This window comes from Pseudomonas sp. Root71, from assembly GCF_001429045.1.
GTDB lineage: Bacteria > Pseudomonadota > Gammaproteobacteria > Pseudomonadales > Pseudomonadaceae > Aquipseudomonas > Aquipseudomonas monachiensis.
The window spans coordinates 37,700-54,675 of the sequence record NZ_LMHY01000003.1; the positions used below are offsets into that span (position 1 = coordinate 37,700).

Sequence of the window (16,976 nt, forward strand, 5' to 3'; positions counted from 1 at the left end):
TTCAGGGGAGGGAAACAGGCTGTGTCGGGGCGCGGTCTTGACGCGACATCTGACCCGGGCCTGGCCGCCTGCTCGCTCCCCATCACAGACAAGCGAACGGAGCGATGCCATGAAAGGCCTGATGATGCAAAAGCAGCTTTTGATTTCCTCACTCATTGAACATGCCGACCGCCATCACGGCGATACGCAGATCGTATCCCGTCGGGTGGAGGGCGATATCCATCGCTACACCTTCCGTGACTGCCACCGCCGCGCGCGCCAGCTGGCCAGCGCGCTGACCCGCCTGGGCGTCAAGCCTTCCGAGCGAATCGGTACACTGGCATGGAATGGCTATAGGCACCTGGAGTTGTACTACGGCGTTGCCGGCATGGGTGCCATTGTGCATACCATCAACCCTCGCCTGCATGAAGACCAGGTCGCCTACATCGCCAATCACGCCGAAGACCAGTACATCTTCTTCGACTTGACCTTCCTGCCACTGATCAAGGCCATCGCCGGGCGCTGCAATGGGGTCAAGGCGTTCATCGCCATGACCGATCAGGCGCGTATGCCCAAGGATGCCGGCATCGACAACTTGCTGTGCTATGAAGACCTCCTTCAACAGGGATCCGCCGGCTACGCCTGGCCGGTTTTCGACGAGGATGCCGCCAGTACGCTCTGCTACACCTCTGGCACGACGGGCAACCCGAAAGGGGTTTTGTACAGTCATCGCTCGTCGGTGCTGCACACCTATGCCGCCGCGCTCCCCGATGCCCTGAATTGTTCGGCGCACGACGTGATCCTGCCCGTTGTGCCGATGTTCCATATCAACGCCTGGGGACTTCCCTACATCGCGTGCATGGTCGGGGCAAAACTTGTATTTCCCGGACCGGCCCTGGATGGAGCATCGCTGTTCGAACTGCTCGAAGCCGAGCAGGTGACACTGTCCGCGGGTGTCCCGACCGTGTGGCAAGGCTTGCTTGGTCATCTGGAAAAAACCGGCCGGCAATTCTCCAGCATGAAACGCAGCATCATTGGTGGCGCGACCTGCCCCCCGTCCATGCTGCACACCTTTGAGCAAACCTACGGCGTAGCGGTATTGCACGTCTGGGGGATGACGGAGCTGAGCCCTATCGGAACCGTCGGCGCCCTGAAGGCCAGGCACCTCGAAATGTCCCCGGCAGAGCGTCATGTCGTGCAATCCAAGCAAGGCCGGGCGGTGTTTGGCGTCGACATGAAGATCGTTGACGCCGATGGCATGGAATTACCCTGGGACGGCGCAACCTCGGGTGAGCTGTTGGTGCGTGGACCCTGGGTGGTGCGCGATTATTTCAGGAACGAAACGAACAGTTCGCCGCTGCTCGAGCACGCAGGCCAAGGGTGGTTCCCAACCGGCGATGTAGCGACCATCGACGTCGATGGCTTCATGCAGATCACCGATCGCAGCAAGGATGTGATCAAGTCGGGCGGCGAATGGATAGGCTCCATCGAGCTGGAAACCATTGCGATGGGCCATCCGGCAGTCTCCCAGGCGGCCTGCATTGCCGCCAGACACGCCAAGTGGGACGAACGCCCATTGCTGATCGTCGTCAGGAAGCCGCAAGCGACACTGACGCGAGAAGAACTGCTCGCATTTTATGAAGGCAAGATCGCGAAGTGGTGGACGCCGGATGATGTGATCTTTGTCGATACGATTGCGTTGGGTGCTACGGGCAAGATCCAGAAGAACCGTCTGCGCGAGCAGTTCGGTGACCATCTGCTGGTCAAGGTTGCCGGCTGAACGAGTGTAAGCACTGTGCGTGGCCGCGAGTGATCGCGACCACGCACAGTGCACTTGTTTCTAGCGCTCCAGTTGCTCGAGAAAGGTCAGGAGTAATTCATTGACTTGATCGACGCTTTCTTCCGCGGCGCTGTGGCCCACGCCGGGTAGCAAGACCTTCTTCTGCAGCCCGGGCAGATAAGTGTCGAGCCGTTCGTAGAGCGCGCGGATTTCGTCCGGTTCCAGCGAAGGGTCGGCGGCACCGCCAATGAACATACTCGGCTGGCGTACCAGCGCACCGTCGAGAAACGCGGTGATCTCCCAGTTCCGGTCACGACAGCGGTAGTAGTTCAAGGCGCCGGTAAACCCTGTGCGCGTGTATTCAGTAACGTAGTAGTCGAGCGCCCGTGGGCTCAGCCATGACGGGAACTCGCCCTTCGGCTCAGTGAACGCGTTGAGAATGGGTTCACCAGGTTCGACGAACAGGCGCCAGCGTTCAGCCCCGACAGCGCTGCCGGAGATCGAGTAGAAGACGCTGCGCAAGGTCTTGCGCGGATCGCTGGCCAACTCGCGGTCCGGCTTGTGGAGCTGCTGGAAATACAGGTGGTGATACACCCTGCCCTTCGCCATTGCCTGCAAGCCTATGGTCGGCTTGACCTTGCCCCGCGGCGGCACTGGCGTATTGAGCATCACCAGGCCACGGAACAGATCCGGCCGCAGCATGGCCGCCGCCTGGGCCACCCAGGCGCCCAGGTCGTGCCCGATGATCACAGCCGATGTTTCGCCCAGCGTCGCCATCAAGCCGACCATGTCGCCGACGGCCTGACTCATGTCATAGGCTTCAATGGCATCGGGTCGATCGGTTTGGCCAAACCCCCGTTGATCAGGGACCACGACTCGATAACCGGCCTCGGCCAGTACCGCGATCTGGCGCCGCCACATGTACCAAAGGTAAGGAAAACCGTGCAGCAGGATGACGAGAGGCCCTTGTCCCTCGTCGATGTAATGCATGCGAATGCCGTTGAGTTCGGCAAAGCAGTGGTTGAATGCATCGGGGTCATCGGCGTCCACCTGCACCCTTGCCGCGAGCGGCTGGCCGATACCTGTAGCGGTGCGCGTGTCCATTATCTACCTCCATCTTTGTTGTCATTGTCGGCGTGAAGGTAGCCTTGGGCGGCTGTCCTGCACTAAGCTTCCCGGGACACAATCTGGTGAAACTGGGACACGAGGCCAAGCATGTATACCTTGACGCGAAGCGCCAGCCTTACCGACTTTGAGCAGGTTGCCCGTTCAGTGGGGCTCGATCCATTTCGCATGCTGCGCATGACCCGGCTACCGGCCAGTGTCCTCGACGATCCCAACATCATGATCAGCAGCGATTCGGTAGGCTGGCTGCTGGAGGAGTCAGCCCGCCTGTCCGGCCAGGAGGCCTTCGGGCTGCTGCTTGCGGAAACCCGGCACCTCTCCAACTTTGGCATGCTCGCGCTGCTCATCCGCGAAGAGCCAACACTTCGCGCAGCGCTGCAATCGTGCTTTCGCTATACGCGCTTGCATAACGCCGGTGTACAAATGTGGCTCGAGGATGCAGGCGACCTGACCCTGCTGCATGTGGGTGTAAACATGCAGGGCCATCGTGGCGTCTGGCGCCAGGCGATTGAACAGGCAACCGGTATTATGCTTCGCACGTTGAGCATCCTGAGCGGCCATGCCTTCCGGCCGGTAAGGGTCAGTTTCACTCACGAGCGACCTTCCAGCCTCGAAGTGCACCACCGCGTGTTGGGTACCAACATCGAGTTTTCCCAGGAATTCAATGCCATCGTATGCCGTCGGCATGATCTGGACCTGCCTATTCCCACGGCCGACCCCGCGTTGCATCGTGAGGTGAAGCGATCGCTGGACATGCAGTTGGCCAACCTGCGCGACGAACCGGCGCAGCGGGTACGCCAGATCGTCAAGATGCTACTGCCAAGCGGACTGTGCTCCGTCGATGGCGTGGCCCAGCATCTCGGAATGCACCGACGCACCCTCAACCGACACCTGGCAGCCGAGGGAGAGAGTGTCACGACCATCATGAATGCCGTACGCGCCGAACTCGCCGAAGAGTATCTGGCCAACAGCAAGCGCCGATTGTATGAAGTCGCCGAACTCCTCGGTTTTTCCTCTGCCGGTGATTTTTCACGCTGGTTCCGCAGCCGTTTTGGCAAGACACCCTCGGCTTGGGCCGTCTCCTACCGAGCGAGCAAAACGGCATCCGGGCCCCTGTCGCCTGAATAAGAAAGCAGGTTAATGGCCGACTCAAGCCTGTTGGCCAGCCACATTGCCTGAGCCTCGCACCCCCGACGTTTATGACCCCGCCACCCTTGCGCAAGCGTCCCAATACGCGAAGATTCTGTCCCGAAATGCTCCTTGCACCGCGCTCGTGCAACCTACTATGAGTCAGTGGCCCCTGCTCCGTTGATGGGGGCCACAACACCTACCGGATACACGTAGACCGCCCAGGATCCTGGGTCCTTGATGGCTCCAGCGGTTCGTGAATTCGGGCCCAGCAACCCATTCGATGGTGATGCAAAAAATACGATCCTGGATCTGATCGCGCTACTTGCAGTCCCCCACCGGGATCGTCCCGGGAGCAGCGCAAACGTCATCAGAACAGCACCCGATCGCGCAACACATCTTCACGTCACCATCGGCCGAGGGAAGTCCTACGCATGCCCACGCTTGTTCGCGCCGCCGTTTTGACCAAATACCTGGACGTTACCCAGGACCTGGGATTCAACCCGCTCGACGTCATGGCAGTCGCAGGCCTGAACAAGGCTCAGCTGCAAGACCCGGAATCGCGCATTCCCATCGATGCCGCCGTGCGTCTGCTGGAAGATTCGGCCATCGCCAGCGGTTGCCAGACCTTCGGCCTGAGCATGGCCGAGTCGCGCCAGTTATCGGACTTCGGCGTGGTCAGCCTGCTGCTCAGCCATCAACGCACCCTGCGCGAAGCGCTGCAGGTGATGGTGCGCTACCGTCATCTGATGAACGACTCGCTGGCCATCTTCGTTGAAGAGTGCGGCAAGATGGTGATCATCCGTGAAGAAATGGTCACCGAGTCGCCGATGCCCAGTCGCCAGGCCACGGAGCTGGCCATCGGCGTGACGTTCGGTCTGTGCTCGGCCCTGCTCGGCTCGCACTGGCGCCCTTACAGCGTCAACTTCATGCACCAGCCGCCGGACAACCTGTACCTGCATCGACGCGTATTCGGCTGCAACCTGGAATTCGGCAGCGAGTTCAATGGCATCGTTTGCCCTGTCGCCAGCCTCGACATGATCAACCCCGATGCCGACCCGACCATGGCCCGTCATGCCCAGAGCTACCTGGACTCGCTGCAAAGCCCCGAGACCACCTCGACGCTGTTCGAAGTGCGCAAGGCCATCTACCTGTTGTTGCCCATGGGCCGCGCCACCATTGAGCAGATCGCCCAGCACCAGGGGATGAACGTGCGCACCCTGCAACGTCGCCTCAAGGACCATGGCTGTGCCTTCAGCGACCTGATCAACGATGTGCGCCGCGCCCTGGTACTGCGTTATATGGAAAACCCGAACCACTCGCTGAGCCACATTGCCGACATGTTCGGCTTCTCCATGGCGAGCTCCTTTACCCGCTGGTTCATCAACCAGTTCGGCATGCCGCCGGCGGTGTGGCGCAGCGCGCAGAAACAGTCCGGTTCGGACGCTGCCGCCTCCAAGTCATTCTGAACACACGGCAAAAAAAACGGCGACTGCTGGTACAGTCGCCGCAAAAAACGGTGTTTGTGGCACAGGTCGGGATGTTAACGACGACTCACAGTTTCACCTCCAGCCCGAATTCGCTCATGGACTCAGGAACACTCTGCCCCTGAAGGCGGGCAATGTCTTTGTGGTAATGACACTTGGCATAAAAGAACACCGCCGCCGCGACGAGGCTGATCAATGGCACCAGTTGAAACGCGGCATGCAGACCGATGAGGTCCGACACCCGGCCGGTGATGAACGGCCCCGGCGCCAGCCCCAGCAGGTTGTTGGCCAGGGTCAGCGTGGCGAACGCCGTACCGTGCACCGAGTAATGGGTCAGGTTGGCAACCATCGCGCCACTGGGGCCTGTAGTGCCGGTGGCAATCAACATGCCCAGGCAGATCAGCAGCAGTTGCACCGGCCCTGCCTGCAAGGCAAAGGCCGTCGACAGCAACAGGCAACTGCCCAGGCAGAAGCCGATGGCCAGGCTGACCTTGCGCTCCGGTGAGTGCCGACATAGGCGGTCGCTGAGCATGCCGCACACAATCATCCCCACACCGCTGCACAACACGATGCCCGCCGCCATGCCACCGGCCTTGTCGGTGGGCATGTCGTAGTAGCGATTGAGGTAGCTGGGAATCCACACCATCACCGTACCGCCGACGAACAACTGCAAGCCGCTGCCGATGTAGGTCGACACCACCGAACGGCTGGACCACAGCGTGCGCAGCGGACGCTTGACCGCCACCGTTGCCTTGTTCGCCACTGGAGCGACACGTGATGGCGCAATGCGCGCTTCCTTGACGATCAGCGGATAAAGCATCGCCAGCACCAGGCCAAACAACGACATGCCGGCGAACGACCAGCGCCAGCCCAGCTTGGCCGCGATGGCGCCGCCCAGGGCCATCCCTAAGACAGCGCCGAACAATCCGCCGGCCATGAAGGCACTGGTCAGGGTGGCCCGCATGTGTTTGGGGAACACCGAAATCACCACGGCGATACCGACGCTGCCGTAGGCAGCCTCACCGACCCCGACCATGAATCGCGCGATGAACATCTGCTGGTAGTCCTGAGCCAGCGCGCAACCCAGGGTCGCCACGCTCCACAGCAACGCCATCAGCGCCAGGCTCTTGACCCGGCCGAAACGGTCGGCCAGCAACGACAGGGGAAACGTCAGCAGGCCCACCATCAAGGCAACGATGCCACTGAGCAGGCCGAGCTGTCCGTCGCTCAACGCCCACTCGGTCTTGAGCAACGGGAACACCGCGTTCAGCACCTGACGCGACATGTAATCGGAAATCAACAGGCCGAACGTCAGTGCAAAAACGATCCAGGCATATTGGCGCGAAACGCTGACGCAACCAGCGTCGTCATCGTCGGCGACGATTGGATGAAAGGCCATGCAGCCTCCTCGAAGTCTTTATTTTATTGTTGTTATCAAGCGTGTAGCCGGACGGCGAGCGATAGTCTCTTCAAAGCCCGCACGGGAGTGCATCTACATGGCCAGGGTCATGTTGTTGCCCGGCAGAACGTTCTTGAGCAGGGGGTCGGCGGTCAGGATTGACCAATGCGCATTGCAGTGAGTGCATCCACTTTCTACCTCCATCTATTTTCAGTAGTCGGCTTGAAGGTAGCCCTCGGAGGGCGCCTTGCACTCAGCTTTTCAGGACACAATATTGTGATACTGGGACAAAAGACCGTTCAGTTTGGGCATGCTCGCGCTGTTTATCCGCGAAGAACCCGCCGATGCTCCGGGTCAAAGCGGTCGGTAGACAGGCCAATGGCAAACAGGTGGTGCCCTGCTACCCTCTTTTTTACCCGGGTCGGGCATACCGTCAATAGCGACTGAGGAGAACTTCGCGGTGTCGAATCAGCTGGTCATACGCAACATGACCCGTCCCGAGCTGGACGAGCTCGTCGATTGGGCTGCCCGTGAGGGTTGGAATCCCGGCCTTCACGATGCCGAGCTGTTCTGGGCGACGGACCCTGCCGCCTTCATCGCGGCGTCCCGGGGCGGCGAATTGATCGGCGGCGGTGCCATCACCTCCTACAATGGCGAATTCGGCTTCATGGGTTTTTTCATCGTCCGGCCTGAATATCGCGGTCAAGGCCTGGGCGATACCCTCTGGCACGCACGCCGCGAGCGACTCCTCGCCCGACTGCGCCCAGGCGCGAGCATCGGCATGGACGGCGTCTTCGCGATGCAGGACTACTACGCCAAGGGTGGTTTCGTCTTCTCCCATCGCAACATGCGTTTTCGCGCCGATCTCACCGCCCGCCCGACGACTTCGCAGGTAGACGGCCAGGACATCGTCCCGTTGGCCTCCTTCCCGTTCGATCAGGTTGTCGATTACGACCGCACCTGTTTTCCCGCCGCGCGCGCAAGTTTCCTGAGCGGGTGGATAGCCCAGGCCGATGCGCTCGCCGTGGGTTGCCGGCGCGCGGGCAGGCTAAACGGCTATGGCGTAGTAAGGCGCTGCCGGGAAGGCTACAAGATCGGCCCCTTGTTCGCCGATGACGCCCTGGCAGCCAATGCCCTCTATGCGCGCCTGGCGGAATTTGCCGAGGGTGGCCCGCTGTTTCTCGATGCCCCGGAGAATAACCCCGCCGCGATGGCACTCGTGCACCAACAGGGCATGCTCGAGGTTTTCGGCTGCGCACGCATGTACCTCGGCCCTCCTCCGGCGATCGCGCACGAACGTGTGTTCGGCGTCACGACCTTCGAGCTGGGCTGATGTCCGCTCGCGACCTCATCGGATATGGCGGCTGCCCGCCCCACCCGCGTTGGCCCGGTGAGGCGCGCGTCGCGGTCCAGTTCGTACTCAATATCGAAGAAGGCGCGGAGTCATGCCTCCTTAATGGCGATGCCCAGTCGGAGGCCTGGCTTCACGAGCTGCCGGGCCGCCCGCCACGTGTGGGGGAACCGGACTTGAGCGTCGAGGGCATGTACGAATACGGATCGCGCGCGGGGGTGTGGCGCATTCTGGATCTGTTCAGCGCCCGCGGCCTGCCGCTGACCGCCTTCGCCGTCGGCCGGGCACTGGAACTCACCCCGGCCATTGGCCTGGCGCTTTGCGCTGCGGGGCATGAGATTGCCGGGCATGGCTACCGTTGGCTGGACTATCGCGACATGCCTGAAGACCAGGAGCGGCGCCATATTCGCCTCACTCTCGACGTGATCGAGCAGATCTGCGGTAAGCGCCCCGTGGGTTGGTACACAGGAAGGGTCAGCCAGAACACCCGCCGTCTGTTGCGTGAGGAAGGTGGGTTTCTCTATAGCTCGGACGCCTACAACGATGACCTGCCCTATTGGCTCCCAGGCTCGCCCGCTCACCTGGTGATTCCTTACACACTGGTCAACAACGACGCCCGCTATCTGCTGCCCAATGGTTTCGCCTGCGGTGAAGACTTCTTCCAGCTGCTCAAGGACGCTTTCGACCTGTTGTGGCAGGAGGGCGCGCAACACCCGAAGATGATGAGCATCGGCCTGCATGGGCGGATCAGTGGCCACCCAGGTCGTGCGATGGCGCTGGCGCGTTTTCTCGATTACGTGCAATGCCACGATGCGGTGTGGATCTGCCGGCGCGAAGAGATTGCCAGGCACTGGATAGCCCGATTCCCCGCGTGAGTGGCAAGTGGTTCGCAACGGCCCGCATCACTGACCTGTCTTATCCCGAATGTGTCACATTGTGCCGTTACCGCTCGTCCCTGAACCTCGGAATCGGCACCTGTCTGTCGGCCTGGGTAACGACCGCAGCTGAGCTTGGCGTATTAGTTGGAGGAGTTGCAATGACAACAATCGATGTGAAATCCCGATTCGAAGCAAAGCTTCTTCGTCCGGCAAAGCCTGGTAACGATACGTCGTGGGCGTTCGTAGTACTGCCAAGAGACGCGAGTGAACAGCTTCCGAGGCGAGGAAGGACGACAGTTGAAGGCACCATCAATGGACAGCATTTCCAGGCAACCCTTGAGCCCGATGGTCAGCTGAGCCATTGGCTGCAGGTAAGTAGAGCGTTACTCGAGGCCGCAGGCGCGGCCGTTGGGGATATCGTTACACTAGAGCTAACCCCTGTGAAGAAGGAACCCGAGCCTGACATCCCGGCAGATTTTCAGGAGGCACTGGCAGCCGCTCCCGAGGCTCGTAACGTTTGGAACAATACGACGACCATCGCACGAGTAGACTGGATTCACTGGATTACTTCAGCCAAGCAACTTAAGACGCGCGCAAAAAGAATTGGTGATGCCTGCGATATGCTTGCATCCGGCAAGAAGCAGGTTTGCTGTTTCGACCAGTCCGGCTACTACAGTAAGGCCTTCCGTGCGCCCGAGGCAGAAAGTTGTTAAATGGAACATTCCGTTAAATACACCTGACAATGCGTTCAAGTTGTTCACCGGGACGGTTTTCGGGGCGTCCGTCTACCGCGCGGTCATTGACTACCGGTTAACTGAAATCCAGGCCGCATGGCTGGATGTTTCTTCGCGCATGCCCACTTGAGTATGGACATTCAGGCTGCAGCCATTAATTCCATTGGTTATGTGGGTGAGGAGCATTCGTTCTATTGCGCGCGGCATGGGTGGCTAATCTTCGGAGGTTAAGGAGGGGCAGCCTCCGGGAAGGTGTAACCTTATGGACGCAAATCCTATCGAAACCGACTACCTGGTCATCGGGGCTGGCGCGTCGGCCATGGCCTTCGTCGATACGCTGCTCAAGGAAACGAATGCACGCATCGTGATGGTGGATCGACACGGTCGACCTGGCGGGCACTGGAATGATGCCTACCCCTTTGTCCGATTGCACCAGCCCTCGGCCTTCTATGGCGTCAACTCACGGGAACTGGGCAGCGGAACGAAAGACACGACGGCACTGAACGAGGGCTTGTATGAGCTAGCCTCCGGCGCCGAGGTGGTGAGCTACTTCGATCAGGTGATGAACCAGCAGTTTCTGCCGTCAGGTCGGGTCCGTTACTTCCCCATGTGCGACTACACCGGCGACCGCATTGACGACCACCGGTTTACCTCCCTCGTTAGCGGTGTAAGCCATCAGGTGCGGGTGTACAAAAAGGTGGTGGACGCCACCCATGCCCAGACGGCGGTGCCCTCGACCCACCCGCCCAGATACACGGTGGAGCCCGGCGTGCAATGCGTGCCACTGAACGACCTGCCGAAGATCCGGCACCCACACACTGGCTACGTCGTGGTGGGATCGGGCAAGACCGGGATCGACGCCTGCCTGTGGTGCCTGCAAAACGGTGTTGCGCCCGAAAAAATCTGCTGGATCATGCCGAACGATCCGTGGTTGATCGACCGGGCCAACCTGCAACCCGGCCTCGACGGCTTCGAACGAACAATCGGCGGCCTCACGGCACAGTTCGAGGCCATCGCCGCCGCGGACTCGATCCCGGACCTGTTCTCCAGGCTTGAGGCGGCGGGCCAGCTCCTGCGCCTGGACAAGTCCGTCGAACCCACTGCTTACCGCTGCGCCACCGTCACACAGGCGGAACTGCGTGAGCTGCGACGCATCGACAACATTGTGCGCCTGGGGCGGGTGCGAGTGATCGAGCCAACGCGCATTGTGCTCGAGCAGGGAAGCATCGCCACGAGCCCAGGCGTTCTGCACATTGATTGCAGTGCCAGCGCCATTCCGTCACTGCCTGAAATGCAGGTGTTCGACGGAGGCAAGATCAACCTGTTGATGGTAAGCACCTGCCAACCGTTGTTCAGCGCGGCCTTGATCGCTTATGTGGAAAGCCACCTGGAGGATCAAACGCAAATGAACGCGTTTTGCACAATGGTCCCCCCGCCTCACCTCCCCACGGACTGGATCAGAATGTGGGCGGTCAACCTGGGTAACCAACTACGCTGGGGAGAGCATGAAGGCCTGGCCCGCTGGGTCAGGCAGTCGCGTTTGTACTTCATGACGGCGGTGGTCAGGGGCATGCAAGAGGCCGACACCGAGAAACTGGCGCAGCTGCATCGGCTCTCTGTCAGCAAGCAGCAGGCTCTGGCGAATCTGCCGCGGTTACTGGAGGCCATCGCTTGAATAGCAGGAAGCGCACATGAACGAGCCACACCTCGAACTGCTCGACATCAATGGCATCCGCATGCAGGTCGCCATCCAGGGCTCCGGTCCGTTGGTCTTGCTGTGCCACGGATTCCCGGAGCTGTGGTACTCGTGGCGCAACCAGCTTGCTGCGCTGGCGGCCGCCGGCTACAGAGCGGTAGCGCCCGACATGCGCGGCTATGGCGGCACGGATGCGCCAGCCGAACCCGACGCCTACACCACGCTCCACCTGGTAGGCGACATGGTCGAGTTGGTCAATGCACTCGGCGAACAGCAAGCAGTGATCGTTGGCCATGACTGGGGCGCGCAGGTGGCCTGGAGCGCAGCATTGATGCGACCCGATCTGTTCCGCGCCGTGGTCGGCATGAGTGTTCCCTTCTCGCCACCGGGGCGCGTGGAGCTCCTCAGTGCGCTTGTCTCACGGGGTATCAGCGACTTCTACATCCAGTATTTCCAGACGCCGGGTGTGGCCGAGGCCGAGCTGGAAAGGGACATCGAGTCGTCGATCCGGCGCATCTACTTCAGTGGCTCGGGTGACGGGCCCGATTGGCCGGTTTTCGGCAGGCTGCAGCCAGGCCAGGGCTTCCTGGGCGCGATGATCGAGCCCGAAACCCTGCCAGACTGGCTAAACCTCGAGGATATTGCCTACTACACCCGCGAATTCACCCGCAGCGGATTTCGCGGCGGCTTGAACTGGTACCGCAACATGACTCGCTCATGGGCACTGCTGGCACCTTGGCGCGGTTGCATTATCCGGCAGCCGTCGATGTTCATTGCGGGCAGCCGCGACGGCGTGCTGAAGTTTCCGAGCTCCCCGCGGCAGATCGAAGCCTTCGCGCAGACACTGCCGGAACTGCGCGGGTGTCATATCCTCGAAGGTGCCGGCCACTGGATACAACAAGAGCGCGCGACAGAGGTCAATGAGCTGCTACTGGACTTCCTGAAAAAACTCTGATCAGAAGGTTGAATTTTTATCCATAATTGAAATGCCATAGACCGGTCCATCCCGTATTTGGGTAGTGATGCGAGTGACCGTGGGCATGCAGGCGGCGCCAACACCGGACCGGTGTTGGCTGTATGGATTCAAGATTGGAGGGAACCATGAGCAATCTCATCGCCACCGACGAACCACCTGAAGCCGTTCGCCTCATGGTCAGGGTTTACGCCTACTTGCTGCTCGCAGGATTTGCGTTTGTTCCGGCCTATCTGATTGGCTACTTATACTTTTTCCAGGACCCCACGCTTTTATTCGAGAATCACCTGTTCCATATAGTTGCGATCACGACAGCCACCTTGGCAGGCTTGTTTGTTACCTACGTAACGTGGCGCTGCTATCAGTCATCGGGAGATCCGCTGCTGCGATGGATGACGCTTGGATTTCTCGGCTTTGTACTGATCTACGCGTTGCACGGTGCGTTCACCGAACAAGCACACCACAATATCTGGCTCTTCCTGCTTTATGGACCAGCCTCTCGACTGGTCATGTCGATTCTGCTGTTAGTCGCAATGCTGTCGTACCACCGCCCACCTGATACCGCGGACCAACGAATGAAGGCCCGCCCGTGGTTGACCTGGATAGGACTGTTCCTGGTGGTTGACGGGGCAGTGGCGTACGTCGCGAATTCGCCGATCGCCAGCGATCTCGCGGTGCGCCTCTCGATGGAGGGTGGTGCCCTCGTTCTTTCCACATTGACCGTGACAATACTCGTACTGCGCCGTATCCGTTCGCCGCTGATGACAATTTTCATCATCTCGGTCACCGCGTTCGCGCTGTCCTCTCTTGCCTTCATCCTTGCACGTCCGTGGAACCATATGTGGTGGCTCGCCCACGCGATCTTCGCCGGTGGATTCTTCATGCTGAGCTATGGGGTAGTGCAAGCGTTCCTCACCACGCGGTCGTTTTCGAAGATTTACAGCCAGGAGGAGTTGATGGTGCGTCTTGCCGAGGCGATGGCGTATACCGAGAGCGCCCTGCAGGAGCTCCAGCGCACCAATCAAAAGCTCGGGCACCTTGCGGCGACCGATCCACTGACAGGCGCTGACAATCGGCGTCGGTTCATGGAGCGGGTCGAAGCCGAAATTGGCCGGACCAAACGCGGCGGTGCGCCATTCTCCGTGTTGGCACTCGATCTGGATAATTTCAAGTCCATCAACGATCGCTTCGGGCATCAGGTTGGCGATGACATCCTGAAGAGTTTCGTGGAGAAATGCCTCGATTCGATCCGGCCGTATGACGGTGTAGCCCGAGTGGGCGGGGAAGAATTCATGATACTGCTACCTCAGACTTCACTTGAAGGCGCGCACGAAATCGCTGAGCGTCTGCGAAACACCGTTGCAAACAGTTCCTTTCATGGCCTGCAGCGGTCAACCGTGGTTACAGTGAGCATCGGCGTATCGCAATCCGGTCGCGATGGCGACACCATCGAGGCAATTCTGCGTATAGCCGATCAACGCCTGTATCACGCTAAACACGAAGGCCGTAACCGAGTGGTCACTACCTTCAAAACCAGCCTGCAACCTCTGCCCTGACCATCGTCTCGAAGTCGCTGAACTACCGGTCTGAGGTACGGCCCCAGGCAATTTTGTCCGCCCCCCCCTGAAACGGAGACGCCAGCATGAGCACCTTGCAACTTCACCCCGCACTGGACAACGGTATCCAACCCGCCGCCGCGAATTTCACAGGTGGCACCCTGCAATGCCTGTGTGCGACCGACAAGGTCGAGGTCAAGATCGACGCACAAACTCTGTATAACCACGCGTGCGGATGCAGCAAATGCTGGAAACCACAAAACGCGACATTCGCCGTCATCGCGGTGGTGCCTCGAGATAAGGTCAGCGTCATTGCCCACAGCGAAAAACTGGCAATTGTCGACGAAACCGCCACCATCCAGCGCCACGCCTGCAAGCAGTGTCACGCTCATCTCTTTGGGCGCATCGAGAACAAGGACCATGCGTTTTATGGCCTGGACTTCGTCCACACCGAACTTTCGCCACAGAGCGGATGGGCGGCGCCGGGATTCGCGGCGTTCGTGTCCTCCATCATCGAAACCGGCACACCGCCAGCGCAAATGAAGGCTATTCGCGAGCGCCTGCGCTCGATCGGCCTGGAACCCTATGACTGCCTGTCCCCGGATTTGATGGACGCACTGGCGACTCATGTTGCCAAACAGAAAGGCCTGCTCCCCTCCGCCTGATTGATCGGTTGCCGCGGTTTCTTTTTCGGACCGCGGCCATATCCGGTCGCTCGTGACTAGCCACAGTCCACCCGTTGCAGGCAGTCGGCTAGCCTGGAATAAATTTGCTCCCTTCCTTGCGGATGGGGATTATCCACGCTGAGTCGAAGCAGATCCGACTCATCACCCACCGTGAGAGCCAAATCTTTTCGTGTGAGTAAAGTCGAACTAACGAGCAGCACAGTGACAGCACCGGACAAGGCAATTACAATTTGATTAACATCTAGCGACTTGAGCGATTGAATACCCCATGGAAAGCAAGACTGCGCGCCTCACTGTGCTCATTGATCCCGTCAAGAAAAAAGCCTTCGAGAAACTCTGTGCAGCACAAGACCTGACGCCTTCTCAGGTGGTCCGTCAACTGATTCGTGACTACCTGGACACCCACGGCGCCACCTATTCAACCAAAAGTAAGCATGCCGCCAGTACCAAGTCATAACCTGACACGGGCAGCAAGCCTCTAAAGGATCGACGGACCCTCTGCGAGGCTGACCGCTTTAGCCAGCGCGGTGTTGAAGTCGGCGTGGTAATGCTCCGTGCCGATTTCTTGCAAGATACCCACCCTATCGAGCTTGTTGAGCACCTTCGTGTTCGCTTCGCAGAGTTTCACCACGATATTGCGCTTGTGCAGTTGCTGAATGACCTCCTCCAGCACCTGCAAGCCAGTGATATCCATGAACGGTACACGCTTCAAGCGAATAATCAGCAGACGTGGATCGGTATGGGTCTGTGCCAAGACTCGCTCGAAGGTCTCAGCCGCGCCAAAGAACAATGGCCCTTCAATCGTATAAATCAATGTGCCTGCCGGCAGGCGAGTGTGCCCATTGGCCCTCAACTCTTCTTCTAGCTCATGTTCGACTACCTGTTGTACCTCAACAGATGAGGCCATGCGGCGCATGAAGTGCAGCATCGCAAGGATGACGCCGATATTCACAGCGATCACCAAGTCACTGAACACTGTGAGACTGAAAGTGATGAGCAGAATAGCTACGTCTGCGCGAGGGGCCCGCTGGACCATGCGTTTGAAGTGCTTCAACTCGCTCATGTTGTACGCGACCACGAAAAGAATGGCGGCCAGAGCGCACAGTGGAATGTTTGAGGCCAGAGGTGCCAGAAACAGAATAATAAGCACCAACGTGACCGCGTGCATAATGCCGGCCAGCGGGCTCGTGCCGCCGTTACGGATATTGGTTGCAGTACGGGCAATCGCTCCGGTAGCTGCGAAACCGCCAAACAATGGAGTGACCAGATTAGCCACTCCCTGACCGATCAGCTCCTGATTGGAATCATGCTTAGTGCCCGCCATGCCATCGGCCACCATCGCCGACAGCAGTGATTCGATCGCTCCAAGCATGGCGATAGTGAACGCCGGACCGATCAAATCGATGACGCGAGACAGCGTGATTTCAGGCAGGCTCAACGCTGGAAGGCCTTGAGGTATGCCACCAAATGCGCTGCCAATCGTGGCTACCCCCTCGAAATGAAAGGTTGACTGTATCGCTGTAGCTACCGCCATTGCGACTAATGGACCAGGTACCCGTTTGAGTCCGGGCATTTTGGACGCGGTGATGACCAGGAAAAGACTAAGTACCGCCAGCAGGGTCGTGGCCAAATGAAGATCAGGGAGCGCCTGGAGCAAATGCCAGAGCTTTTCATGGAAATGCTCTCCACTGATCCTCGGTAAACCGAAAAAGTCTTTCCACTGTCCGACCCAGATGATCACGCCGATGCCTGCGGTGAATCCGACGATCACCGGATCGGGGATAAACTTGATGATTGCACCGAGCCGGGTCATCCCCAGCAATAACAATATGGCACCTGCCATCATCGTGGCGATTTGCAGACCGTCAACACCATGCTCGGCCGTGACTCCCGCCAAAATCACGATGAACGCGCCTGTCGGCCCGGCAATCTGCAAGCGGCTTCCCCCAAAGAGCGAAACCAGCAGGCCACCGATGATTGCGGTGTAGATGCCTTGCTCAGGTTTGACGCCAGATGCAATGGCAAACGCCATTGCCAGAGGAAGCGCCACGACCCCGACGATCACGCCAGACACCATATTGCGCAGCCAATGCTCTCGCCCCAACAACCCCGCCTTCCATGCCTCAACTATCGCAATCATGGCTAGCTCCTCAGTGGATGCATGTGCATAATATTAACATACAGTGATAATTTAAATGCCCTTG

14 protein-coding genes are annotated in these 16,976 nt (G+C 59.4%); 11 read left to right on the forward strand and 3 right to left on the reverse strand.

Annotated elements, in window-relative coordinates; genetic code table 11:
• Positions 1 to 109 precede the first annotated feature (109 nt).
• A complete protein-coding gene (locus ASD95_RS04730) occupies positions 110 to 1,759 on the forward strand; it encodes a 3-(methylthio)propionyl-CoA ligase (protein WP_056722805.1) in 1,650 nt (549 codons plus the stop codon).
• A gap of 60 nt (positions 1,760 to 1,819) precedes the next feature.
• On the opposite strand, the gene ASD95_RS04735 is transcribed toward ASD95_RS04730, so the two are convergent.
• Positions 1,820 to 2,863: an alpha/beta fold hydrolase gene (locus ASD95_RS04735; RefSeq protein ID WP_201783875.1), complete on the reverse strand. Its 1,044-nt coding sequence runs from the start codon at positions 2,861 to 2,863 to the stop codon at positions 1,820 to 1,822.
• A 111-nt stretch (positions 2,864 to 2,974) separates the two neighbouring features.
• On the opposite strand from ASD95_RS04735, the gene ASD95_RS04740 reads away from it, so the two are divergent.
• Positions 2,975 to 4,012, forward strand: coding sequence for an AraC family transcriptional regulator (locus ASD95_RS04740; protein WP_056722806.1), 1,038 nt, complete (start codon positions 2,975 to 2,977; stop codon positions 4,010 to 4,012).
• Positions 4,013 to 4,446: 434 nt separating this feature from the next.
• Entirely contained in the window at positions 4,447 to 5,481 is a 1,035-nt protein-coding gene (locus ASD95_RS04745; RefSeq protein WP_056722808.1) for an AraC family transcriptional regulator, read from the forward strand.
• Positions 5,482 to 5,566: 85 nt separating this feature from the next.
• Here the strand turns inward: ASD95_RS04745 and ASD95_RS04750 are convergent, their stop codons facing one another.
• Entirely contained in the window at positions 5,567 to 6,898 is a 1,332-nt protein-coding gene (locus ASD95_RS04750; protein WP_056722811.1) for an MFS transporter, read from the reverse strand.
• Positions 6,899 to 7,358: 460 nt separating this feature from the next.
• Here ASD95_RS04750 and ASD95_RS04755 point away from each other — a divergent pair, with 460 nt between their 5' ends.
• The 8 genes from ASD95_RS04755 (at position 7,359) to ASD95_RS04790 (ending at position 15,229) form a co-directional block, all read left to right on the forward strand.
• Entirely contained in the window at positions 7,359 to 8,231 is an 873-nt protein-coding gene (locus ASD95_RS04755; RefSeq protein WP_056722814.1) for a GNAT family N-acetyltransferase, read from the forward strand.
• The gene (locus tag ASD95_RS04760; protein WP_056722816.1) at positions 8,231 to 9,124 is read left to right on the forward strand and encodes a polysaccharide deacetylase family protein; all 894 of its coding nucleotides are present in this window, start codon (positions 8,231 to 8,233) and stop codon (positions 9,122 to 9,124) included. The genes ASD95_RS04755 and ASD95_RS04760 overlap by 1 nt, the downstream gene beginning before the upstream one ends.
• Positions 9,125 to 9,285: 161 nt before the next feature.
• Positions 9,286 to 9,840: a YdeI/OmpD-associated family protein gene (locus ASD95_RS04765; RefSeq protein WP_056722819.1), complete on the forward strand. Its 555-nt coding sequence runs from the start codon at positions 9,286 to 9,288 to the stop codon at positions 9,838 to 9,840.
• A gap of 283 nt (positions 9,841 to 10,123) precedes the next feature.
• Positions 10,124 to 11,536, forward strand: a complete 1,413-nt coding sequence (locus ASD95_RS04770; RefSeq protein ID WP_056722822.1) for an NAD(P)-binding protein — start codon at positions 10,124 to 10,126, stop codon at positions 11,534 to 11,536.
• A 16-nt stretch (positions 11,537 to 11,552) separates the two neighbouring features.
• Positions 11,553 to 12,512, forward strand: a complete 960-nt coding sequence (locus tag ASD95_RS04775) for an alpha/beta fold hydrolase (RefSeq protein ID WP_056722824.1) — start codon at positions 11,553 to 11,555, stop codon at positions 12,510 to 12,512.
• A gap of 146 nt (positions 12,513 to 12,658) precedes the next feature.
• On the forward strand, positions 12,659 to 14,086 hold the full coding sequence (locus ASD95_RS04780) for a GGDEF domain-containing protein (protein ID WP_056722826.1): 1,428 nt from the start codon (positions 12,659 to 12,661) through the stop codon (positions 14,084 to 14,086).
• Between the two features lie 86 nt (positions 14,087 to 14,172).
• The gene (gene gfa / locus ASD95_RS04785; RefSeq protein ID WP_056722828.1) at positions 14,173 to 14,751 is read left to right on the forward strand and encodes an S-(hydroxymethyl)glutathione synthase; all 579 of its coding nucleotides are present in this window, start codon (positions 14,173 to 14,175) and stop codon (positions 14,749 to 14,751) included.
• 289 nt (positions 14,752 to 15,040) lie between these two features.
• Positions 15,041 to 15,229, forward strand: a complete 189-nt coding sequence (locus tag ASD95_RS04790) for a ribbon-helix-helix domain-containing protein (protein ID WP_056722830.1) — start codon at positions 15,041 to 15,043, stop codon at positions 15,227 to 15,229.
• A 21-nt stretch (positions 15,230 to 15,250) separates the two neighbouring features.
• On the opposite strand, the gene ASD95_RS04795 is transcribed toward ASD95_RS04790, so the two are convergent.
• Complete coding sequence (locus ASD95_RS04795) at positions 15,251 to 16,912, reverse strand: SulP family inorganic anion transporter (protein WP_056722832.1); 1,662 nt, start codon at positions 16,910 to 16,912, stop codon at positions 15,251 to 15,253.
• Positions 16,913 to 16,976: the final 64 nt, after the last annotated feature.